The sequence below is a fragment of the Planococcus glaciei genome, from assembly GCF_900099655.1.
GTDB classification, from domain to species: Bacteria; Bacillota; Bacilli; order Bacillales_A; family Planococcaceae; genus Planococcus; species Planococcus glaciei.
The window spans coordinates 26345-47492 of record NZ_FNDC01000020.1 but is presented as its reverse complement, the minus strand read 5'-3'; the positions used below and the strand labels follow the sequence as shown (position 1 = coordinate 47492).

The 21148-nt window shown below is 46.3% G+C and carries 22 protein-coding genes and 1 rRNA gene; 5 read left to right on the top strand and 18 right to left on the bottom strand.

Going from position 1 to position 21148, the window contains the following annotated elements:
• A 16S ribosomal RNA gene (locus BLQ32_RS18260) occupies positions 1–256 on the bottom strand; the annotation flags it as partial.
• A 643-nt stretch (positions 257–899) separates the two neighbouring features.
• Complete coding sequence (locus BLQ32_RS18255) at positions 900–1766, bottom strand: nucleotidyltransferase-like protein (RefSeq protein ID WP_036805761.1); 867 nt, start codon at positions 1764–1766, stop codon at positions 900–902.
• Positions 1767–1984: 218 nt separating this feature from the next.
• Here BLQ32_RS18255 and BLQ32_RS18250 point away from each other — a divergent pair, with 218 nt between their 5' ends.
• A complete protein-coding gene (locus tag BLQ32_RS18250; RefSeq protein ID WP_074511589.1) occupies positions 1985–2338 on the top strand; it encodes a YgzB family protein in 354 nt (117 codons plus the stop codon).
• 95 nt (positions 2339–2433) lie between these two features.
• Here BLQ32_RS18250 and perR read toward each other — a convergent pair whose 3' ends face one another.
• The 4 genes from perR to bcp form a co-directional block, all read right to left on the bottom strand.
• Positions 2434–2877, bottom strand: coding sequence for a peroxide-responsive transcriptional repressor PerR (perR, locus tag BLQ32_RS18245; protein WP_036805768.1), 444 nt, complete (start codon positions 2875–2877; stop codon positions 2434–2436).
• A 120-nt stretch (positions 2878–2997) separates the two neighbouring features.
• On the bottom strand, positions 2998–3549 hold the full coding sequence (locus BLQ32_RS18240) for a cob(I)yrinic acid a,c-diamide adenosyltransferase (protein ID WP_074511588.1): 552 nt from the start codon (positions 3547–3549) through the stop codon (positions 2998–3000).
• Between the two features lie 2 nt (positions 3550–3551).
• Positions 3552–4493, bottom strand: a complete 942-nt coding sequence (locus BLQ32_RS18235; RefSeq protein WP_074511591.1) for a D-2-hydroxyacid dehydrogenase — start codon at positions 4491–4493, stop codon at positions 3552–3554.
• A 15-nt stretch (positions 4494–4508) separates the two neighbouring features.
• Complete coding sequence (gene bcp, locus BLQ32_RS18230) at positions 4509–4985, bottom strand: thioredoxin-dependent thiol peroxidase (protein ID WP_053166922.1); 477 nt, start codon at positions 4983–4985, stop codon at positions 4509–4511.
• A gap of 120 nt (positions 4986–5105) precedes the next feature.
• Between bcp and BLQ32_RS18225 the strand changes: the two genes are divergently transcribed.
• Both BLQ32_RS18225 and BLQ32_RS18220 read left to right on the top strand, forming a co-directional pair.
• The gene (locus BLQ32_RS18225) at positions 5106–6392 is read left to right on the top strand and encodes a glutamate-1-semialdehyde 2,1-aminomutase (RefSeq protein ID WP_053166923.1); all 1287 of its coding nucleotides are present in this window, start codon (positions 5106–5108) and stop codon (positions 6390–6392) included.
• Between the two features lie 42 nt (positions 6393–6434).
• Complete coding sequence (locus tag BLQ32_RS18220) at positions 6435–7520, top strand: FUSC family protein (protein ID WP_074511587.1); 1086 nt, start codon at positions 6435–6437, stop codon at positions 7518–7520.
• A 36-nt stretch (positions 7521–7556) separates the two neighbouring features.
• Here BLQ32_RS18220 and nikC read toward each other — a convergent pair whose 3' ends face one another.
• The 9 genes from nikC to mutY form a co-directional block, all read right to left on the bottom strand.
• On the bottom strand, positions 7557–8444 hold the full coding sequence (nikC, locus tag BLQ32_RS18215; RefSeq protein ID WP_036805784.1) for a nickel transporter permease: 888 nt from the start codon (positions 8442–8444) through the stop codon (positions 7557–7559).
• Positions 8445–8461: 17 nt separating this feature from the next.
• Positions 8462–9466 (bottom strand): ABC transporter permease, encoded by a 1005-nt coding sequence (locus BLQ32_RS18210; protein ID WP_036805787.1) that lies wholly within the window; start codon positions 9464–9466, stop codon positions 8462–8464.
• Between the two features lie 82 nt (positions 9467–9548).
• Entirely contained in the window at positions 9549–11171 is a 1623-nt protein-coding gene (locus BLQ32_RS18205; RefSeq protein WP_074511585.1) for an ABC transporter substrate-binding protein, read from the bottom strand.
• 29 nt (positions 11172–11200) lie between these two features.
• Positions 11201–12184 carry an ABC transporter ATP-binding protein gene (locus BLQ32_RS18200; protein WP_036805792.1) on the bottom strand — a complete coding sequence of 328 codons (984 nt, stop codon included), beginning with the start codon at positions 12182–12184 and terminating at the stop codon, positions 11201–11203.
• Positions 12159–13178 carry an ABC transporter ATP-binding protein gene (locus BLQ32_RS18195; protein ID WP_074511584.1) on the bottom strand — a complete coding sequence of 340 codons (1020 nt, stop codon included), beginning with the start codon at positions 13176–13178 and terminating at the stop codon, positions 12159–12161. The genes BLQ32_RS18200 and BLQ32_RS18195 overlap by 26 nt, the downstream gene beginning before the upstream one ends.
• 138 nt (positions 13179–13316) lie before the next feature.
• Entirely contained in the window at positions 13317–15062 is a 1746-nt protein-coding gene (locus BLQ32_RS18190; RefSeq protein ID WP_074511583.1) for an ABC transporter ATP-binding protein, read from the bottom strand.
• Positions 15063–15119: 57 nt separating this feature from the next.
• Entirely contained in the window at positions 15120–15665 is a 546-nt protein-coding gene (ntdP, locus tag BLQ32_RS18185; protein ID WP_036805811.1) for a nucleoside tri-diphosphate phosphatase, read from the bottom strand.
• A gap of 101 nt (positions 15666–15766) precedes the next feature.
• A complete protein-coding gene (gene fabL, locus BLQ32_RS18180) occupies positions 15767–16513 on the bottom strand; it encodes an enoyl-[acyl-carrier-protein] reductase FabL (protein ID WP_074511581.1) in 747 nt (248 codons plus the stop codon).
• 2 nt (positions 16514–16515) lie between these two features.
• Positions 16516–17574 carry an A/G-specific adenine glycosylase gene (gene mutY / locus BLQ32_RS18175; protein ID WP_074511580.1) on the bottom strand — a complete coding sequence of 353 codons (1059 nt, stop codon included), beginning with the start codon at positions 17572–17574 and terminating at the stop codon, positions 16516–16518.
• Positions 17575–17700: 126 nt separating this feature from the next.
• Between mutY and BLQ32_RS18170 the strand changes: the two genes are divergently transcribed.
• Positions 17701–18681, top strand: a complete 981-nt coding sequence (locus BLQ32_RS18170; RefSeq protein WP_036805816.1) for a metal-dependent hydrolase — start codon at positions 17701–17703, stop codon at positions 18679–18681.
• A 73-nt stretch (positions 18682–18754) separates the two neighbouring features.
• On the opposite strand, the gene BLQ32_RS18165 is transcribed toward BLQ32_RS18170, so the two are convergent.
• The 3 genes from BLQ32_RS18165 to recX are packed head-to-tail and all read right to left on the bottom strand — an operon-like array spanning position 18755 to position 20151.
• Entirely contained in the window at positions 18755–19015 is a 261-nt protein-coding gene (locus tag BLQ32_RS18165) for a YfhJ family protein (protein WP_036805818.1), read from the bottom strand.
• 4 nt (positions 19016–19019) lie between these two features.
• On the bottom strand, positions 19020–19352 hold the full coding sequence (locus BLQ32_RS18160) for a YfhH family protein (protein WP_074511579.1): 333 nt from the start codon (positions 19350–19352) through the stop codon (positions 19020–19022).
• Entirely contained in the window at positions 19345–20151 is an 807-nt protein-coding gene (gene recX / locus BLQ32_RS18155) for a recombination regulator RecX (protein ID WP_074511577.1), read from the bottom strand. Before recX ends, BLQ32_RS18160 begins: the two co-directional genes overlap by 8 nt.
• 92 nt (positions 20152–20243) lie before the next feature.
• On the opposite strand from recX, the gene BLQ32_RS18150 reads away from it, so the two are divergent.
• On the top strand, positions 20244–21143 hold the full coding sequence (locus BLQ32_RS18150) for a TIGR01777 family oxidoreductase (protein ID WP_074511576.1): 900 nt from the start codon (positions 20244–20246) through the stop codon (positions 21141–21143).
• Positions 21144–21148 lie beyond the last annotated feature (5 nt).

Genomic DNA, 21148 nt, shown 5'->3' with positions numbered 1-21148 from the left:
TAGCTAATGCGCCGCGGGCCCATCCTGCAGTGACAGCCGAAACCGTCTTTCCGTTGGGTCCCAGGAGGGACCCAAAACTATTCGGTATTAGCACCGGTTTCCCGGAGTTATCCCGATCTGCAGGGCAGGTTGCCCACGTGTTACTCACCCGTCCGCCGCTAAAGTTGAAGAGCAAGCTCTTCAACTTCCGCTCGACTTGCATGTATTAGGCACGCCGCCAGCGTTCGTCCTGAGCCAGGATCAAACTCTCCATTATAGAGTAGTTGATTGCTCAAATACTTGCTGGCGTCTCGCCACCCCGAAAGGTGCGCGAGTCGCTTGATCTGGCCGAAGCCTGATCAGTATGTTAAGCCACGAACACCGTGTTGCTTACGTACTCTTGCTCCGATTGCCTGCGGCAACCTTCGCAAAAGCCGTTCTCGCGCCAAGGCGCTCGTGACGTCTTTCGTTGACGTTTTGCTGTTCAGTTTTCAAGGTTCATGTTTTCGTCCTGTAAAAGCGACTTCTCTAATTTAACATTGTTGTCGTTTGGCGTCAAGCTTTTTTAAAATGTTTTATTATCCTGAAAAAACTTAATCTCTCTTTGCGACGTGTATTATCATAATACGGATCCGGCTTTCCTGTCAACGCTAAAACTGAAAAAACTTCAAAAAGTTTTCTTCTTCATCTATTAGCAAGTTTCTTCGTTTGGAATCCCGGCAGTTGTTTGTCCAAAGCCGTTTAGCTTCAATCCCTTTGCCTCCCTTGATTTCCTACTTAATCCCTCACTTACCGCTTCTTTCTCTTTAAAGATTTTCATTATCTAGTCCCAACATAATTCCTTCCTTGCCTTTTTCCAAACTAAAAAAGAATTGATCCACAATATATAAGAATCAATTCTTTTTATAAATTATTCTCTTTTAGTTTTTCACATAATAATATCGGTGGAAAATTCCATCGCTTTTTGTCTTAACACTTTCAGTGGAAAGCAAATCTTTTTCGACTAGAAACTCAATAAAGACTTCCAGGTTCGATGAGTAGTTTCTCAGCTCTTCCTGTTCGTGCAATTCCTGGATGGTCCACTTCTCTTTTTGTTCCATTACTTCTCGAATATGCTGGGCACCGTCTTTGGTGCGGGAGTGAATGAAAAATTCACTTGCCAAAAATAGAAGCTCCAACCGTTTTTCCAGTGCTTCATCGCTCATGACCAGCTCTTCATAGAGTTTGTATATAGCGGGCTCCATTTGTTTCACTTGCGACCACACGGTTACTTCAGGCGGCAGCCCGTTTTCCAGCACAGCGAGCCTCGCCAAGTGATGAAGCGACTCTACGATATGGTGGTAGGCATCCAGATAGTTTTTCTCTTCAAAGAAGACTTTGCCTTCTAAGTAGCGGCGAATGAGCTTTGCAAATTCCATTCCCATTTTGATTTTGCGTCCATAAAACGGGTAGTCTTTCAATTCGGTTTTGAGTTTCTCCATAAACTCGTTGCGGTCGTATATGATGCGCCCGTGGAACAGCCAGTCCACAATCTTCCGGTTCGTTCCAAGCAGCAGCCATTTATGCAGCTGTTTTTCCGTCACGATATGCATGGCCGCTTTTTTATCCAGATACGTATAGTGCTTGGTGAACACCGGTGTTTCATTTTCCTTGGTGATGATCAGCAGAATCGAATCAAATGTATCGGTGATTGGGCTCACCTTTTCCCGCTTCTCAACCAGAATCACTCCAAGAGTGCTTTCCTGGCTGGCGCGTTCCTGGTATATGGGTCTTAGAATTTGTTCCATCAATTTCACTCCTTGCAATACTATCTATACTTATTCACTTCGTTCTTGTTTTTAAAACCCGTAAGGCGAAATCACTCAACCACTTCTTACGTATGTATCTGTTGCTGCTTTTCTTTATTTCGACATATTTCTCCATGATTCCTGCACGCTTTAATCTTTATCACTTTTTCACCTTGTTTATGATATAGTATGATGGATGCAAGGAGGAAAGAAATTAAATGAAACCTTATAAAAATAAAATCAACCGTATCCGGACTTTTGCCTTAGCACTAATTTTCATCGGCATCGTTATCATGTACGTCGGCATTTATTTCAGAGAACATCCGTTGGTTATGGTGCTCTTCATGTTGCTTGGTGTAGTTGCCATCATTGGCAGCACAGGCGTCTATGCCTGGATTGGACTCTTATCGATGAAGACCGTTCCGGTAGAATGCCCGAACTGCGGAAAACATACAAAGATGCTTGGACGCGTGGATATTTGCATGCATTGCAACGAACCGCTCACAATGGATCCTGCTCTTGAAGGAAAAGAGTTCAACCAGGATTACAACAAAAAAAATTCGAAGATATAAATATAAGGTCCGCGTGAACTCCAAGTTCACGCGGACCTTTTTATTTGCTGCCAGAAGGCCAAAAGAAAAAACGAGCACAAAAGCATGCTCGTTCTTTATTGGGCTTTAGCCGTTTTCCCTAAACAGTCCTGGCACGTTCCATAGATTTCAAGCCGATGGTAATCCACTTGGAATCCGGTAACATGCGAAGCGAGATGTTCCACTTCATCCAGTCCTGGATAATGGAAGTCGACGATTTTGCCGCAATCATTGCAAATTATATGGTAGTGGTCGTGTGTCACAAAATCAAAACGGCTGGAAGAATCTCCGTAAGTCAATTCTTTTACAAGCCCTGCTTTTCTGAACACACGCAAATTGTTATAAACCGTTGCAACACTCATATTTGGAAAAGTTTTCTCAAGCGCGCGATAAATGTCATCCGCTGTCGGGTGCATCGTTGAATGGATCATATACTCCAGAATCGCATGGCGCTGTGGAGTAATTCGAACACCTGTAGACTTCAAAGCATCAAGCGCGTCTTTTAACTGTACTTCAGACATCGCTGTGCACCTCACTTCATCAATATTCTTACATTGTAATCGTTATAAATAGTGTACCCAAAAATGAGGAGCGATGTCAAGAAATCACTATATTGCCCGTTCTGCCAAGTGCTTTTCCAATTATTTTTGATGCAAATCCTTTTCAACTCTGCCGAGGCGCAAATTGACAAGGCGCGCAGCGACAAAAAGAAAATCCGACAACCGGTTCAAATATGCCAATACATTGGGCGGAACTTCTTCCCCGATGGAAATGGCGGCGCGTTCCGCTCTTCGGACAATGGTACGCGCCATATGGAGAGCCCCTCCAGCGGGATGCCCGCCCGGCAGGATAAAGTTTTTCAATGCCGGCACTTCTGCATCAAAGCGGTCGATCCATTGCTCCAGCTTGATGATGTCTTCTGCTGTCAGCTTCCATTTCACTTCTTTGCCTTTTGGCGTGGCCAATTCTGCCCCGACATGGAAAAGTGTGGTTTGGATTTCATGCAAAACTGCTTCCACTTCTTCTTTTTCCTTGAAGAATTCATTAAACAAATGGCCTGCTGCCACCCCAATCATGGAATTCGCTTCATCACAAGTGCCGTAAGCTTCCACTAATGGATCATTTTTTGCGACACGTGTGCCATAGACGAGTGAAGTTGTTCCTTTATCGCCGGTTTTTGTATAGATCTTCACCTTTAATACCCCCGTTCCATATTGACGAGATTGCTCGGATGCGGATCTTCCGCGATCCACTTTTTCAGATTTGCCACAAACACTTTCAGCGCCCGTTCGACATATTTTTCGGAATGGCTGGAAACATGGGGCGACACCACTACATTGGGCATCGACCAAAAAGGGTGGCCTTTCGGCAGCGGCTCTTGCTCAAACACATCCAGTACGGCATAAGCAATTTCTTCTTTTCCCAGCGCTTCGATTAACACTTTCTCTTCAACCAGGTCTCCGCGGCCAAAATTCATAAAAATGGCTTCGTTTTTCATGGCTCCGAAATGTTCGGCTGTTAGCATGTGCTTTGTTTCTTTGGTGCTTGGCAAAACTGAAATCACGACATCGACTTTCGGCAATACATCGATCAATTGGCCAAACGCCACTATTTCTTCCATAGCCTCTGCAGATTTTCCTGAACGGTTGCAGCCAATGGTATGGACACCGAACGCCTGCAGCAAACGCCCGATTTCTGCTCCGATGGCCCCTGGTCCCATGATTAACGCAGTTGATCCGGACAATTCGGTAGAACCTGATTTTCGGCTCCATTCCTCTTTGCGCTGCTGCTCATAGATAAAAGGCAATGACCGTTTCAACGCCAGCAGATGGGCGAGCACCGATTCTGTCATCGGCGTCTTGTGGATTCCGCGTACATTGGAGACCACAATGCCCTTTTCTAAAATCGCAGCATGCGGCATCTTTTCAACCCCGGCACTTGCTACCATGATCCATTTCAGCTTTTCCGCTTGCTGAATATCTTCATCTGAAAGATCTTCGCCAAATGTAACCACGATATCTGCCGTAGGCAAGCGTGATTTCCCTTTATGCTCGAAATAAAACTCTACATCCGGAAATTCAGCAATCAGCTGTTGCTGCTGATGCTCCTTTGGAATGAATGTGAAAAAAACTTCCATCATCTGTCTCCCCTCTTAACGGTTGGTAAGCGATTTCAATGTTTCAAGAACTTCTTGGATATGGTTCTCTACTTTTACTTTTCTCCATTCCTTAACGATCGTTCCGGTTGGGTCAATCAAAAACGTAGAACGTTCAATGCCCATGAATTCTTTGCCATACATTTTCTTCTGGACCCAAACCCCGTAAGCTTCTGAGACTTGATGATCTTCGTCCACTAATAAAGAAAACGGCAAGCCGTGCTTTTCGATGAACTTGACATGCTGCTTCTCGGAATCTGCGCTGACTCCCAGAATAACCGCATTCAATTCCGAAAAATCTTCCTGGGCGTCCCGGAAATCACAAGCTTGCGTCGTGCAGCCCGGCGTCATATCTTTCGGATAAAAATAAAGCACCACGTATTTTTTTCCGGCAAAGTCTTCTAATGCCACCGTTTCTCCCGCTTCGTTTTTCAACTTAAAATCCGGCGCTTGCAATCCTTCTAATAAAGTCATCATCATCACTCCTTTTCTTACTCCTATCGTACCCAACCTGCTCTGCAGTTTCAATTTCTTTGGCGTTCAGCACGTATTTTGTCTACAATAGGTAAGAGATTACTCTAGGAGGCAATAAACATGAATCATTCAACATCCGAGAAACTACACGAAGAAGCGCTGCAGCACATTGTCGGCGGCGTCAACAGCCCATCAAGATCGTATAAAGCAGTGGGAGGCGGTTCGCCAGTCGCCATGGAACGTGCCAAAGGCGCTTATTTCTGGGATGTCGATGGCAATAAATACATCGACTACTTGGCTGCATACGGTCCGATCATTACCGGGCATGCACATCCGCATATTACAAAAGCGATCACGCATGCAGCAGAAACGGGTCTTTTGTACGGCACACCGACCCGCCACGAAATCACCTTTGCCAAAATGCTAAAAGAAGCCATGCCGAAAATGGACAAAGTCCGTTTTGTCAACAGCGGAACGGAAGCCGTCATGACGACGATCCGTGTTTCCCGCGCTTATACAGGACGCACTAAAATCATGAAGTTTGCCGGCTGCTACCACGGCCATTCCGATTTAGTGCTCGTTGCAGCCGGTTCAGGCCCTGCAACACTTGGAACACCGGATTCTGCAGGAGTGCCGAAAACCATTGCAGAAGAAGTCATTACGATTCCATTTAACGACCCTGCTGCTTTTTCGGAAGCCATGGACAAATGGGGCGAAGAAATTGCTTGTATTTTGGTCGAACCAATCGTCGGCAACTTCGGAATTGTGGAACCGAATAAAGGCTTCCTTGAAGACGTACACCGCATCGCAAAAGAAAAAGGCGCTTTGATTGTCTACGACGAAGTAATCACGGCTTTCCGCTTCCATTACGGCGGCGCTCAGGATTTGCTGGGGCTGACTCCAGACCTGACCGCACTTGGAAAAATCATCGGCGGCGGCCTTCCAATCGGCGCATACGGCGGCAAGAAAGAAATCATGGAAACTGTTGCACCGCTTGGCCCTGCCTATCAGGCTGGAACCATGGCAGGCAATCCGGCGTCTATTCAAGCAGGAATCGCTTGCCTGGAAGTTCTCCGCGAAGAAGGCGTCTACGAGAAAATGGACGAACTTGGCCGCCAGCTGGAAGAAGGAATCCTGGCTGCTGCTGAAGAATTTGGCGTAACCATTACCATTAATCGCTTAAAAGGCGCTTTAACGATTTACTTTACAGACCAAAAAGTAGAAAATTATGAGCAAGCAGAAGCCAGCGACGGAGAAGTGTTTGCACGCTTTTTCAAATTGATGCTTGAACAAGGCATTAACTTGGCACCATCTAAATACGAAGCTTGGTTTTTAACGACTGAACACACAGAAGAAGACGTGGAAAAATCAATTCAAGCAGTGCGTGAAGCCTTTAAACAGCTGTAACCGTCAAGATCTGCGGAATGAAAGGGAGGAGGCCATGCGTTTATGCAATTAGGAGCACGAATTTTTAAAACCGGAATCGCTATTTCGCTGGCTTTGTTTTTAGCTGATTTGTTGGAGCTGCCCATCCCTTTCATGGCAGGCATAGCAGCGATTTTTGCCATTCAACCTTCTATTTACCGTTCTTACTTGACGGTTTTGGATCAAATATACGGAAACCTTATCGGAGCCGTAATCGGGATTATTTTTGTACTGACTTTAGGGACTAACTATCTGACTGTCGGCCTTGCCGCTGTTTTAGCCATCATTATTATGCTGAAATTGAAGCTGAATAATCCGGTGCCGTTGACGCTCGTAACCATTATTGTCATTATGGAATCCCAGCAAGAAGCATTTTTAGAGTTTGCTGGTTTGCGGTTTCTCACAATCGTGCTTGGAATTCTGTCTTCTTTCATTGTAAACATCATCTTTTTGCCGCCGAAGTATGAAGCGCGGCTATTCACTTCCATTCATGAAGTATCGGAAGAAGCAATCCGCTGGATCCGCATTTCAATTCGGCACGTATCCGACCATACTTCTGTCAAGAATGACATTGACCGCTTGACTGAAAAACTTGAAAAAGTGGACCAATGGTACTCCTTCTATAAAGATGAACGAAGCTACACCAAAAAACAGCAGTTTGCCAAAGCACGGAAACTCGTGCTTTACCGGCAAATGATTGCCACTACCCGCAAAAGCCTGGATCTGTTAAAGAGGCTCCACCGTTTTGAAAACGAGCTGTCGGAACTGCCAGAGCAATTTCATATGATGCTACAGGACCACTTGGAAAGTTTAACCAGTTATCACGATCAACTTTACATGAAATATATCGGAAAACTGCGCCCTGAGCATAGTGAAACTTCCGCTGAGCACGCCATCTTGAAACGTAATGAAGTATTGGCTATTTTTGTAAAAGAAATCTCATTGGCCCAAGAAGAAGCAGGAGACGATTTATCCATTTATCATTTAATGCATGTATTATCTGCTCTCCTTGATTATGAAGAACAGCTTGAGCATCTGGATTTGCTCATCATCTCTTATTACAATTACCATGCCGAAGAAGTAGGTTCAGATATCGAAAATGTCCTATAAAAAAAGTGCCAGGCAAATGCCTGGCACTTTTTTGTCTTACGATTTCATGCGCGGATCTAGTGCATCCCGCAATCCGTCTCCCATTAAGTTAAAGCCGAGCACCGTCAGCATAATCGCAATCCCCGGGAAAATCATCGTCCACGGAGCATTCGTTAAATACGACCGGGAATCCGCCAGCATTTTTCCCCATTCCGGTGAGGGTGCCTGCGCTCCAAGCCCCAAAAAGCCAAGGGCCGCCGCTTCGATGATGGCTGTCGCAATTGCCAAGGTTCCTTGGACTATTACCGGCGCCATGGAATTCGGCAAGATATGCGAAAACAAAATTCGGTTGTCTTTCATGCCGATCGCTTTTGCCGACATGATGTACTCGTCTTCTTTGATGCTCAAAACTTTTGAACGGATCAGCCGCCCAAAGTTCGGTACGTTGATGATCGCTATGGCAATCAAAGCATTTCGCAGGGATGGCCCAAGAACCGATACAACTGCAATCGCCAGCAAAATACTTGGGAAAGCGAGCATGATATCGAAAATCCGGGAAATGATGGTATCTACCCAGCGCCCATAATAACCTGCCAAAATCCCCAAAATACTGCCGACTACAACCGAACCGATAACCGCTAAAAATCCGACCCATAATGAAATACGGGCTCCGTAGACAATTCTCGATAAAATATCGCGGCCAAAATCATCCGTCCCCATCCAATGATCGCCGGAGGGAGGCAAAAGCCGCTGGGATAAATTTTGTTCGTTGATGCCTTGCGGTGTAAATAAGGGCCCGAAAATTGCCAGTAGGATAAAGAACAGGACGATTCCCATTCCGACAACCGCTACTTTGCTTTTTCGGAATCCGCGCCAGGCTTCTTTCCAGGGACCGGCAACTTTGTCCACTTTCACTTCATCTTTATTCGCTGCAACATTAGCCACTGTGTTCCTCCCCCTTTCTAATCATATTTGATGCGCGGATCAACCAAGCCGTAAAGCAAATCGACAAATAGATTGATCATGACGAAGATAAACGCAACGATGAGAATGCCCGACTGGATGACCGGATAGTCACGGAAACCGATCGCTTCATAAATATAACGGCCAATTCCAGGCCAGCCAAAAATGGTTTCCGTCAAAATGGCGCCGCCGAGCAGCAAGCCCATTTGAAGGCCGATGATGGTCAAAACCGGGATAATGGCATTTTTCAATGCGTGTTTGTAAACAACCCAAAACATTTTCAACCCTTTTGCACGGGCAGTGCGTACATAATCTGAACGCATCACTTCAAGCATGCTCGAGCGTGTCATTCTGGCAATGATCGCCATTGGAATCGTGGCAAGCGCCGTTCCCGGCAAAATCAAATGCTTTAATACAGTCGCCAGCTGATCAAATTGTCCGGTAATCAATGTATCAATCACATAGAAATTCGTGATGACATCTACCGGATCCCGTACGTTTTCCCGGCCGGTCGTCGGCAAAACACCGAGTTCAATCGAGAAAATCCATTGGTTCATCAAGCCCAGCCAGAAAATCGGCATCGATACCCCGATCAAAGCGATGATCATGGCTAAATAGTCAAACCAGGAATTCTGGAACCAAGCGGAAATGATGCCGGCATTGATGCCGATAATCACAGCAATAATAATTGCAAATACCGATAATTCAATCGTAGCTGCTAAATACGGCCAAACCTCGTCAACTACAGGTGTACGGGTGCGAAGAGATTCTCCCAAATCTCCCGTCAATAAGCCTTTCAGGTAATCAAAATATTGAATATACCAAGGATTATCCAATCCTAAAGTTGTCCGCAGCGCCTTTATTGCTTCTTCGGATGCTTGCTGGCCTAAAATAACTTGTGCAGGGTCCCCTGGTATCGCCCGGATAATCAAAAATACGATAAATGTCATGCCGAGCAAAACCGGGATCAATTGCATAATCCGCCGTCCGATATAGTGAAGCATGTTCTCCACCTCTCCATCCCTTGCATATGTATATATTAAGAAAAAAGAGGAGAAATCAAGATGACCTCTCCTCTCAACATTCCTACTCCAAATCTACAGTAGACAATTTGTCAGAACCGGTTGGATGCGCTTTGAAGTTCACTACATTCTTGCCGCCTGCTAGAAGCGGAGTTGAGTGAGCCAGCGGTACCCAAGGGGCGTCTTCGTGAATAATCTCTTGTGCTTTTCCGTATAAGTCATTGCGCTTGTCTTCGTCAACTTCTGTTTGAGCCTCGATCAAGATATCATGCAATTCCTGGTTTTTGTAGTATGTGTAGTTGTTTGAACCAATGTTGTCCTGGTCAAGCAATACATATAGGAAGTTGTCGGCATCGCCGTTATCTCCTGTCCAACCAAGCAAGAAAGCATCCGCTTCCCCGTTTGCAGCTTTTTCAAGATACGTTGCCCATTCAAAAGAAACGATTTTTGCCGTTACGCCAACATCAGCCAAGTTTTTCTGGATGGCTTCAGCCACTTTTTGGCCATCCGGCATATATGGACGTGGAACCGGCATTGCATAAAGTTCCATTTCAAAGCCGTCCGGAAGTCCAGCTTCAGCCAGCAATTCTTTCGCTTTTTCAGGGTTGTAGTCATAATCTTCAATGCTGTCGTTATAGCCGCTGATTACCGGCGGCATTGGGTTTTTCGCGATTTCGCCGCGGCCTTCGAAGAATGCATCGACAATCGCTTGCTTATCGATTGCATGGTTCATCGCCTGACGGACTTTCGGATCGTCAAACGGTTCACGTGTTGTCGTCAAGCCAAGGTAGCCAACGTTCATCGATGGACGTTCGAACAATTGAAGCTTATCATCGCCTTCGACAGTTGCACCGTCAGAAGGAGTGATGCCGTCTGCCAAATCAATTTCGCCAGACAATAAAGCATTCAAGCGTGCAGAGTTATCAGGAATCGAGCGGAATACGACTTGATCCAATTTCGGTTCGCCTTCCACCCAGTAATCCGCATTTTTCTCGATTGTGATCGAATCGTTGCGTTTCCATTCTACAAATTTGAATGGACCTGTACCAACCGGTGCATCGCCGAATTTGTCGCCAGCCGCTTCAAATGCAGTTGGAGAAGCAATTCCGAAAGAACTCATTGCCAAGTTTTTCAGGAACGGCGCTTGCGGGCGTTTCAACTTAAATTCGACTGCGTAGTCGCCAGTAGCAGTAACCGATTCAATGACATGGCCTTCTTCATCGCCGAAGCCGCCAAACATGGAACCGTAGTATGGGAACTGATCTGCATTTCCTGCAGCCCAGCGTTCAAAGTTCGCTACAACCGCTTCAGCGTTAAAATCTGTGCCGTCGTGGAATTTCACACCTTCTTCCAATGTGAATGTGTACGTCAGCCCGTCTTCAGCTGCTTCCCATTCTGTTGCAAGTCCAGGATGGATTTCTGTATCCTGTTCGCCGAAATTCACCAATGTATCGAAAATGTTCTTTGTGACTTTGTAAGATTCCCCGTCCGTTACGGCAATCGGATCAAGTGAAACCGAGTCTCCGCCGCGGCCAAAGATCAATACTTTCGGTTCGCCGGAATCTCCGCTGTCCCCGCTGTCCCCTTCTGTGTTATCCGACGCATTATCGGAACTACAGCCGTAAAGCGCTGTCGCAAGCAATAAAAGCATCAGAAAAGCCAGTGATACGAGCTTTTTCTTTCTCAAATTGACCCCTCCATTTGTGTTATTTATTATCATTGCGGCCTGGATTCTTCGTAAAGATGGCAGGCTACAGAATGACCTTTTTCAACTTCGGCAAAGATTGGTACGGTTGTTTCACATATATCCATCTTAAATGGACAGCGCGTATGGAATCGGCAGCCGCTCGGAGGATTCGCCGGGCTTGGCACATCGCCTTTGATCACCACTTCTTCGCGCAGGAAATCCGGGTCCGGAACCGGTACAGCCGACAACAAGGCTTGCGTGTAAGGATGAAGCGGTTTTTCGTACAGCGCTTCGCTGTCGGCAAGTTCTGCCATCTGGCCCAGGTACATGACCCCTACCCGGTCGCTGATGTGGCGAACGACGCCAAGGTCATGGGCAATAAATATATAAGTAAGCTTCAGTTCTTTTTGCAGATCCTGCATCAGGTTTAAAACCTGGGCCTGAATCGATACGTCAAGAGCAGAAACCGGCTCATCGGCAATAATCAGTTTCGGGTTGGTCATCAAAGCACGGGCAATGCCGATGCGCTGCCGCTGCCCCCCGCTGAACTGATGCGGATAGCGCTTTGCGTGATAGCTGCTTAATCCGACAATCTCAAGAAACTCATAAACTTTTTTCTTTCGTTCCTTTGGGTCTCCGAGGTTATGTACATTCAACGGTTCCATCAGGATTTTTTCAATTGTGTGCCGCGGATTCAATGATGCATAAGGATCCTGGAAAACCATTTGGATATCGCGGCGCACTTTGCGCATCTCGCTGGTTGAAAGCGCCGTCAATTCCTGGCCATCGAAAATCACTTTTCCTTCTGTCGGCTCGAGCAAACGCATGAGCATCCGGCCGGTCGTCGATTTTCCGCATCCGGACTCTCCGACAATTCCGAGCGTTTCTCCTTCATTTACGGTGAAGGACACATCATCTACAGCTTTTACATGATTTTTTACTTGGCCAAGAATCCCGGATTTAATTGGAAAATATTTTTTCAGGCCTTCAACTCTTAACAACGGTTCTGTCATGTGCCTGCACCTCCTTCGGATCAAATAGGAAGCAGCGGGTTTGGTGGTCTTCTTCCGTCCGGTACAAATCCGGGTTTTCTACGATGCAGCGGTCAAAAGCGAATTCACAGCGCGCAGCAAATCGGCACCCGGTCCGGATTGTTCCCGGTTTCGGGACATTGCCAGGAATGGAATACAAACGCTCTTTCTTAAAGCGCATATCCGGAACAGACTCCAATAATCCCCTTGTATAAGGATGCTGGGGATCTTTAAAGATTTTATGCACCGGGCCTTCCTCTACCACTTTACCTGCGTACATGACAATAACGCGTTCGCAGGTTTCTGCTACGACGCCTAAATCATGTGTTATTAACAATACAGCTGTGTTTAGCCGTTCATTTAAATTTTTGATCAGTTTCAAAATCTGGGCTTGGATGGTTACATCGAGTGCCGTTGTCGGTTCATCGGCAATCAGCACTTTCGGATCGCAAAGCAAAGCCATTGCAATCATCACCCGCTGGCGCATTCCGCCGGATAACTGGTGAGGATATTCTTTCATCAAGCCTTCTGCCCGGGGCAGGCCGACCAATTTCATCATTTCGATTGCGCGTTCCTGAATCTGTTTTTTCGACCAATCTTTTTTGTGGATTTTTACCGCTTCCCGCAATTGGTCGCCGATCGTAAACAATGGGTTTAAAGAAGTCATCGGTTCCTGGAAAATCATTGCTATATCATTGCCACGAATGGCACGCATTTGTTTTTCGGATAATTTTGTCAAATCCTTATCTTGAAATAAAATTTCGCCTTCTGTGATTTTCCCCGGCGGGCTTGGAACCAACCCCATTACCGATAAGGAAGTCACGCTTTTTCCACAGCCTGATTCGCCAACAATCCCAAGTACTTCCCCTTCCCGTATGTGAAAATCTATATTGTCTACAGCTGGAATTTCGCCGTCATCGGTGAAGAAGGATGTCTTTAAACCCTTGACGTCCAATATCGTTTTTCGGTTTTCCATTTCGGCACCCCTTTTTTCTTTCAGAAAATTCTATGTGTTTTTATTATACGTAAGATTAGTATTATTTCAATAGTTTTTTCAGAAATCATTTTTGACACCAAAAAAAAGCCCTCGAATTTTCGAGGGCCTTAAGAACTATTAGTTGAAATGCTGGACTTGGAAAAGATTGTAATAGGTTCCTTGCAATTTCATCAATTCATCATGGTTTCCTTTTTCGGCGAGGCGCCCATGGTCAATCACCAGGATTTGGTCTGCATGGGTAATCGTAGACAAACGATGGGCTACAATCAGTGTGGTCCGGTCATGCGCCAAGCGTTCGAGTGAATCCTGGATCAATGCTTCACTTTCCAGATCGAGCGCTGAAGTGGCTTCGTCCAAAATGAGAATCGGCGGGTTTTTCAAGAATACTCGAGCAATGGCAACTCGCTGCTTTTGTCCGCCGGACAGTTTTACGCCGCGTTCTCCTACTTTAGTGTCGTAGCCGTCTGGAAGCAATTCAATAAAGTCATGGGCATTCGCAGCTTTTGCAGCCGCCTCTACTTCCGCATCGCTTGCACCCGGTTTCCCCATCAGGATATTCGATTTCACCGAATCACTGAACAAAATGGAATCCTGCAGCACCAGGCCAATCTGGTCGCGCAGCGTATGGATCGAGACATCCTTCAAGTTGTGGTCATCCATGTAGATGCCGCCGCCCGTTACATCGTAAAATCTTGGGATCAGCGACACGATGGTCGATTTCCCTCCGCCGCTCATGCCGACAAATGCGACCGTTTCGCCGGGTTTAACGGTAAAGTTTAAACCTGAAAGAACTTCCGATCCTCCATCGTTGTAGTGAAAAGAAACATCCCGGAATTCCAGTTTGCCGTCCACTACTTTCAAATCTTTCGCACCATCTTTATCGGTGACGTCGTAGTCTTCGTCAATCAACTCAAAGACGCGGTCCATCGAAGCAAATGACTGCGTCAAGGTTGTGGACGAGTTGACGAGTCTGCGAAGCGGATTATACAAACGTTCAATATAGGCAATAAAAGCAACCATCGTTCCAAGCGTCAAATTGCCTTGGATGACCTGATAGCCGGCGTACGCGATAACAAGGAGCGGCGCGATATCTGTAATCGTGTTGACGACAGCAAAAGCTTTCGCATTCCATTTCGTGTGGTCAATCGCTTTATCCAGGAATTCATCATTTGTTGCATCGAATATTTTCTGTTCATGTTTTTCCAGCGCAAAGCTTTTGATGATGCTCATCCCTTGAACGCGTTCGTGCAGATAACTTTGCACATTGGCGAGTGCCTGTGAACGGTTGCGCGTCAAATCACGCAATCGCCCGAAGAAGAACTTGACGCTGAAGGCGTAGAACGGGAATGCCAGCAGCGCTACGATGGTCAACGGCACGTCCATCGTCAGCATGATTCCGATTGCAATTAATATGGTCGCCAGATCGAGCCATAAATTCATCAGCCCAATCATGACAAAATTTTTGGTCTGTTCAACATCATTGATGACGCGGGAAATGATTTCCCCGGCACGCGTGTTGGCGTAATAGCGGAGACTCAGTTTCTGCAGATGGCCGTATAGGTTCTGGCGGATATCATACAGGATTTTATTGCTGACCAACTGGGCATAATATTGCCGGTAATACTCGATCGGCGGACGCAAAATGAAAAACAGGATGGCGGTTCCGCCAAGCCATAAATAGAGCTGGGTTAATTTTTCATCGCTTGTTAATCCTTTGGCTCCGATGATGTCGTCAATGACGATTTTAATGAGCAACGGGATAAAAAGCGGAATCGCGAATTTAAAGATTCCGATAATGATTGTTAGCGCAATCTGCCAATAGTAAGGCTTTACAAATTTCATATAGCGCTGCATCGTACTCAAAGCGTTCACTCCAATCTGTTCAAAACGAAAAACCTGTTGGCAAGCAACAGGTTTCTCTTATTCCGTAAGCCGGTACTGTCTATGAAATTCGTACCGGCTGGTCCATACTTCTATGAAGTCCGGAGCAAAGGGGCCTCTTCGCTGTTTAATCCAGCCAATCAATTTATCCACATTTCGGTGCAAAATTTGATCGATCACTTCCGGATAGCCCATCTGCCTTTTATGATCTTCATATTCGTCTTCGTCCAACAAGGTATACGACATATCCGGAAACACCTTAACATCCAAGTCATAATCGATGTACTTTAATGATCCATTGTTATACACAAATGGAGAGCTTACATTGCAATAATAATAAACTCCATCGTCACGCAGCATGCAAATGATATTGAACCAATGTTCTGCATGGAAGTAACAGATGGACGGCTCGCGCGTAATCCAGGTTCTGCCATCCGATTCCGTCACCATCGTCCGTTCGTTTGCACCGATGACTATGTTATTTGTGCCCTTCAATACCGTTGTTTCCTGCCAGACACGGTGGATTCGGCCGTTGTGTTTGTAGCTGTGGATTTGTATTGTCTCTCCCTCCACGGGTATCGCCATGTCCATCCCACCTTTTCGTCTAAGCCGTATATAATTTATCCGTCTTCATGATTATATCAATCAATTCTGAAAACATACAGCGAAAAGACAGCAAATGGATTTTACAGGACAACTGAACGGCCGCCATCCACAATAATGGTTTGGCCGCGAATCATATCCGCTTGATCAGAAATCAGGAAAAGAGCTGCTTTGACCATGTCGTCAATTTCGACCATGCGGCCGGCCGGTGTGTTGACGCGGGCATCGTTCAGCAATTCTTCGCGGTTCGGGAAATGCTTCAACGCTTCTGTATCAAGTGCGCCGCCGGAAACCGTATTGACTGAAATGCCTTTTGGCGCCAATTCAACTGCTAAATAGCGCGTAAGCGATTCGACTGCCGCTTTCGAAACACCGATTGTCGTATAGTTTTCCAGGTAGCGGATGGAACCGAGCGAGCTGACGCCGACAATTTTGCCGCCTTTGTCCATCAGCTTTGCTGCTTCCTGTGCCCCGAACAGCATCGCTTTTGCGTTGATGTTCATCGTCCAGTCCCAGTGGGATTCTTCCAATTCCATAATGGGCCGCAAAACGCCTGAAGCTGCATTCGACACGAATACATCCAAACGGCCAAATTCTTCTTTAATGGTTTCGAACATGCCGCGCAGTTTATCGACATCGCCGACATTGGCCCGCACAAGCAACGCTTTTTGGCCGCGTGCCTCAATTTCTTTTACCGTATCAAGTGCGGCTGTTTTGCTGCGTGCGTAGTTTACAACGATATCATATCCTTGCTCCGCTAAAGCGATTGCCAAAGCTTTTCCTAGCCCTCTGCTGCTTCCTGTCACCAATGCCACTTTTTGTTCTGCCATTGTCAAACATCTCCTCTTTGTTTTAAAACTGTTTTCATTTTTTGCACCGGTCCGGAAATCGGAAGCAATTCCAATTCCTCAGCCGTCACCCATTTCATATGAGGCGGTACGATTAAGTTTTCACCGTTTGCAATATAACCATCCACATTCCATGTTAAATGAGAAAACACATGTTTGAAAGAAGTAATTTTTTCAGCGTTGCTGACAGTGCCCCGGAAACTTTCCGAAAGCTGTTCTTCTATTTCAACCGGCAAGATCTCTTCTGTCAATTCCACCATCGGGAACTGCCACATATTGGCAAGCAACCCGGACTCCGGCCTTTTTTCCATCAACACCGTTTCTCCGCTGCGAATGGCAAACATCGCGTATTGCAGAGCTTTTGTTTTTTTCGCTTTGGTTTTAATCGGCAAATCCTGCTGCTTTCCTTCATGGAATGCCGCGCAATGTTCCCGCACCGGACAAAGCAGGCATTTCGGGGAAGTCGGCGTACAAATCAACGCGCCGAGTTCCATCAATCCCTGGTTAAACGAGGACGGGTCTTCGTGGCTGATGATTTCAGTTACGGCTTCTTCAAAAATCTTGCGGGTCTTCGGTTTGGCAATATCTTCTTCAATCAATAATATTCGGGACAACACCCGCATCACATTGCCATCCACTGCGTGCTCCGGTATGCCGTAGGCAATGCTAAGCACAGCTCCCGCAGTATAAGGGCCGACGCCTTTCAAGGCGGAAATTTCTTTTCGGCTGTTCGGGACAATGCCGCCGTAGTTTTCTGCGACTTCACGGACGCCCGCCTGAAGATTGCGGGCACGGGAATAATAGCCGAGGCCTTCCCATTGCTTCAAAAGCACTTCTTCATCTGCTGCAGCTAAATCGTGCAGCGTGGGAAATTTTTCGATAAAGCGTTTATAGTAAGGAATAACCGTATCCACGCGCGTCTGCTGCAGCATGATTTCCGATATCCAGATTTGGTAAGGATCGGCTGTACGGCGCCAAGGCAAGTCCCGTTTTTCTTCGGAAAACCAGCCGATTAAATCTTTTTGAAATTGTAATTTATCCATTTCTATTTGGATTGCCTCCGATCAAGTAGATTATCCCGCAGAATTACGGGGTATATATTAGTTATAAGCATTTTTCTCAAGCAATAAAAAGCAACACCAACATCCAAGAAGAAAGAGGGTGCGGCAATGGATACAGGCACTCATATCGTTATGGGAATCGCACTTGGCGGCCTTGCAATGGCAGACCCCGTTGTGGCCAGCCAGCCTGCAACAATGACAGCCGTTTTTGCAGGCGTCATCATCGGTTCCCAGGCACCTGATATCGATACCATTCTAAAACTAAGAAATAACGCCATTTACATCCGCCATCATCGGGGGGCAACCCATTCCATTCCGGCGGTTATTTTATGGCCGCTATTAATTACAGCAGCGCTGCTGCTCATTTTGCCGGAAGCGAATTCACTCCATCTATGGCTCTGGACTTTTCTGGCCGTCTTTTTGCATGTTTTCGTAGACATTTTCAATTCGTATGGAACACAGGCGCTCCGGCCATTTTCAAACCGTTGGGTAGCGCTCGGCGTCATCAATACCTTTGACCCGATCATCTTCGGCGCCCATTTGATCGCCTTGATGTTTTGGGCATTCGGCTCAAATCCGGTATGGACGATGCTAATTTTATACGGACTCCTGTTTTTCTATTATGTCGCCCGTTTCGCTGTTCAACACGCAGTGAAACATGCGGTCCGGAACACGATTCCCGGAACGACCAATATTATCGTAGCTCCGACGATGCGGTTCTTCCAGTGGCGGATTGCGGCAGATACCGAACGCCACCATTATGTAGGAAGAGCATACGGCCGTTCCATCAACATTTACGATAAGTTCTTGAAAAAACCATTGCCTGAATCGAATCTGATTCAAGCAGCATTGAAAGACAAAAACTTATCTGCTTTTGTGTCCTTCTCCCCTCTGTACAGATGGGAAATCAACCAATACGGCGATTTATACGAAGTCCGCTTGATTGACCTGCGGTACCGGAGCAACGATTATTACCCATTCGTAGCCGTTGCCCACTTGAACGAACAATGCAAAGTCGTCAACTCCTATACCGGCTGGATCTTCAGCGAAGATAAATTAAGAAAAAAACTCGACTTCAGCCATAACTAACGAAAGGCGGAAATGCCTTTTTAAGCAATCTCATAGCCAAAGAGAAAACGCACACAGCCTTGTGTGCGTTTTTCTAGTTCTGGTGTTCGTTCAATAAGTGTGCGTATTTCGGATTGGTTCCGGCGAATTCATGGATGCGGTCTCCGTAGCTTTCGATCCATTGGCGGATCACTTTTTCTACTACGGCTGTTCCTTGATAATCGTATCCCGCTTTCGCATATGAAGATTCGAAATCAGATACCAACAGCTCAATCCAAGTACGGGCTTTTTCTTCTGACAAGTTCGGGTTTTTTTCGCGCAACTCCAAAATCAATTGATCAATCATCTCATTCATTCGGTTACTTCCCTTCCTTCAGCGGGCGCAGCATGGAAATCGGCAGCGCTTCTGTGTATTTTTCGCCTCCAAGTCGATAGCCCCAGGCAAAACGGCCCTTCAAATAGTCGATCTGGAAAAAGACATTGGGGTCGCCTTCGATGCGGTATACTTCGCCTTTTTTAAAGTCCTCAGGATTCATCATATAAGCTGCGGCCATAATGGCTTTTCGTTCCAATACTGCAAATTCATTGACCATGCCAAGCTGCTCCGCTTTTCTCGCTTTTTCTTTTAAGCGCCCGATTTCATTGCGCAGTTCATGTTCATCCATATCACTGTATCGCTTTTCTTCAGTCATCTTCCTGCTCCTTCTGTTCGATGTATTCGTTGATTACTTCACTTGGGAACCCTTTTTGGTACAAGCCTTGTTTGACTTTCGATTTTAAATCATAGCCGGTCAGTTTGCTGCTGTGTTTTCTCCACAGTTTATCGCCTTGCTCCCTTACGATATCCGTCCACTGGTCTTCGTCTTTTTCAAGATCCAAATCTTCAATGGCCAATTTAACCAAGGTATAGGAATATCCTTTTCTCATCAAGGAATCGTTGATTTTCTGCTTGATTTGGCTTGGCGTTTTCATCTTTTCCTTAGCGGCAATTTTTGCCGCCAGTTCTTTGGCGATTTCCAGCTGCTCTTCTTCTGAATAGGAATTCAATACGTCTTCTTGCATCTGTTTATCAATCCCTTTTTTCTGCATTTCCTGCTGGATGGCACGAGGCCCCTTTTTGCCGGAATTTATTTGAGTGCGAAGCAGCGCTTCCGAAAAAGCCTGGTCGTCCAAAAATTTATGGGTATAGAGTTTTTTGATGGCTTCATCGACCACGGCATTGCCAAATTCTTTTTCTTTCAACTTGGTGCGCACTTCGTCTTCGCTGCGCATGCGGAATCCGAGATAATTGAGCGCTTTATTGTAAGCCTTTCGGACTTCATCTTCGAAATTCATTTCTTCGATGGTCCACTGGTCAAGTTCCTTGCCTTTTGTCAGTTGGTACCGGATCAGCACCGCCTCATCGACACTAAAAGCAAATTTTTCCTCCAGGTAAATATTGTACCTTTCCGGATTCCTTTTCCCTCTCGTGATTTTCGAAATAATCGGCATTTGCGGCACCTCTCTTCCTTTCCCATTATACCCTTTCAAATGCTTAAATGCATGGATTGCGGGTATTATTAGAAGAAATGGAGGCGATACAGATGAAGATAGCAATCACAGGCGGAACGGGTTTTGTCGGCAAAGAATTGACGCGCTTATTCCATAGCAGCGGACACATGGTTTACATTTTGACAAGAAGCCCCAAACGCTCGACTGCGAATACCAAATACGTCCAATGGCTGAAAAATGGCGCCCAGCCCGAGAAGCAGCTGGAAGGCGTCGACGCCATCATTAACCTGGCGGGCACTTCGATCAATGACGGCCGCTGGACCAAAGAACAGAAGCGTGCAATTTACGATAGCCGGATGGAAGCTACAGAAGAAGTGCTTCGCATTATCGGAAAACTCAACAAAAAGCCCCGCGTGCTGATCAATGCCAGCGCTATCGGTGTTTATGCGCCTTCTGATGTTGTTACATATACAGAAGCATCACGAGATTTCGGAAAAGACTTTCTCGCCCGCACCGTCATCGACTGGGAGAAGCTTGCAGACCATGCGAAGCATCACGGCGTCCGGGTCGCTTACGGCCGGTTCGGCATCGTTCTTGGCAAAAAAGACGGCGCCTTGCCGCTGATGTCGCTGCCGTACAAATTATTCGTCGGCGGCACGGTGGGTTCCGGCAAACAATGGCTGTCGTGGATCCACGTAAAAGATGTTGCCCGGGCGATTCAATTTGCCATGGAGAATGAAGCGATTGAAGGCCCGTTCAATGTCACAGCACCTCAGCCGAAGCAAATGAAGGATTTTGGTCTAGGCATTGCCGAGGCGCTGCATAAACCGCATTGGCTGCCTGTCCCTTCTTTTGCGATGAAGGCGCTGCTTGGCGAAAAAAGCCAATTGGTCCTCACCGGCCAGCGTGTATTGCCGACCGTCCTTGAACGGGAAGGATTCCAATTCCAATACCCCGACTTGAAATCGGCACTGGCTGATATCTACAAATAAGACTA

Excerpts from the sequence above, each read along its gene's own strand:
- BLQ32_RS18255 (WP_036805761.1), bottom strand. The coding sequence starts at position 1,766 with ATGGAACAAATTCTAAGACCCATATACCAGGAACGCGCCAGCCAGGAA.
- BLQ32_RS18250 (WP_074511589.1), top strand. The coding sequence starts at position 1,985 with ATGAAACCTTATAAAAATAAAATCAACCGTATCCGGACTTTTGCCTTA.
- perR (WP_036805768.1), bottom strand. The coding sequence starts at position 2,877 with ATGTCTGAAGTACAGTTAAAAGACGCGCTTGATGCTTTGAAGTCTACA.
- BLQ32_RS18235 (WP_074511591.1), bottom strand. The coding sequence starts at position 4,493 with ATGGAAGTTTTTTTCACATTCATTCCAAAGGAGCATCAGCAGCAACAG.
- bcp (WP_053166922.1), bottom strand. The coding sequence starts at position 4,985 with ATGACTTTATTAGAAGGATTGCAAGCGCCGGATTTTAAGTTGAAAAAC.
- BLQ32_RS18225 (WP_053166923.1), top strand. The coding sequence starts at position 5,106 with ATGAATCATTCAACATCCGAGAAACTACACGAAGAAGCGCTGCAGCAC.
- BLQ32_RS18220 (WP_074511587.1), top strand. The coding sequence starts at position 6,435 with ATGCAATTAGGAGCACGAATTTTTAAAACCGGAATCGCTATTTCGCTG.
- BLQ32_RS18210 (WP_036805787.1), bottom strand. The coding sequence starts at position 9,466 with ATGCTTCACTATATCGGACGGCGGATTATGCAATTGATCCCGGTTTTG.
- BLQ32_RS18200 (WP_036805792.1), bottom strand. The coding sequence starts at position 12,184 with ATGACAGAACCGTTGTTAAGAGTTGAAGGCCTGAAAAAATATTTTCCA.
- BLQ32_RS18195 (WP_074511584.1), bottom strand. The coding sequence starts at position 13,178 with ATGGAAAACCGAAAAACGATATTGGACGTCAAGGGTTTAAAGACATCC.
- ntdP (WP_036805811.1), bottom strand. The coding sequence starts at position 15,665 with ATGGCGATACCCGTGGAGGGAGAGACAATACAAATCCACAGCTACAAA.
- fabL (WP_074511581.1), bottom strand. The coding sequence starts at position 16,513 with ATGGCAGAACAAAAAGTGGCATTGGTGACAGGAAGCAGCAGAGGGCTA.
- mutY (WP_074511580.1), bottom strand. The coding sequence starts at position 17,574 with ATGGATAAATTACAATTTCAAAAAGATTTAATCGGCTGGTTTTCCGAA.
- BLQ32_RS18170 (WP_036805816.1), top strand. The coding sequence starts at position 17,701 with ATGGATACAGGCACTCATATCGTTATGGGAATCGCACTTGGCGGCCTT.
- BLQ32_RS18165 (WP_036805818.1), bottom strand. The coding sequence starts at position 19,015 with ATGAATGAGATGATTGATCAATTGATTTTGGAGTTGCGCGAAAAAAAC.
- BLQ32_RS18160 (WP_074511579.1), bottom strand. The coding sequence starts at position 19,352 with ATGACTGAAGAAAAGCGATACAGTGATATGGATGAACATGAACTGCGC.
- recX (WP_074511577.1), bottom strand. The coding sequence starts at position 20,151 with ATGCCGATTATTTCGAAAATCACGAGAGGGAAAAGGAATCCGGAAAGG.
- BLQ32_RS18150 (WP_074511576.1), top strand. The coding sequence starts at position 20,244 with ATGAAGATAGCAATCACAGGCGGAACGGGTTTTGTCGGCAAAGAATTG.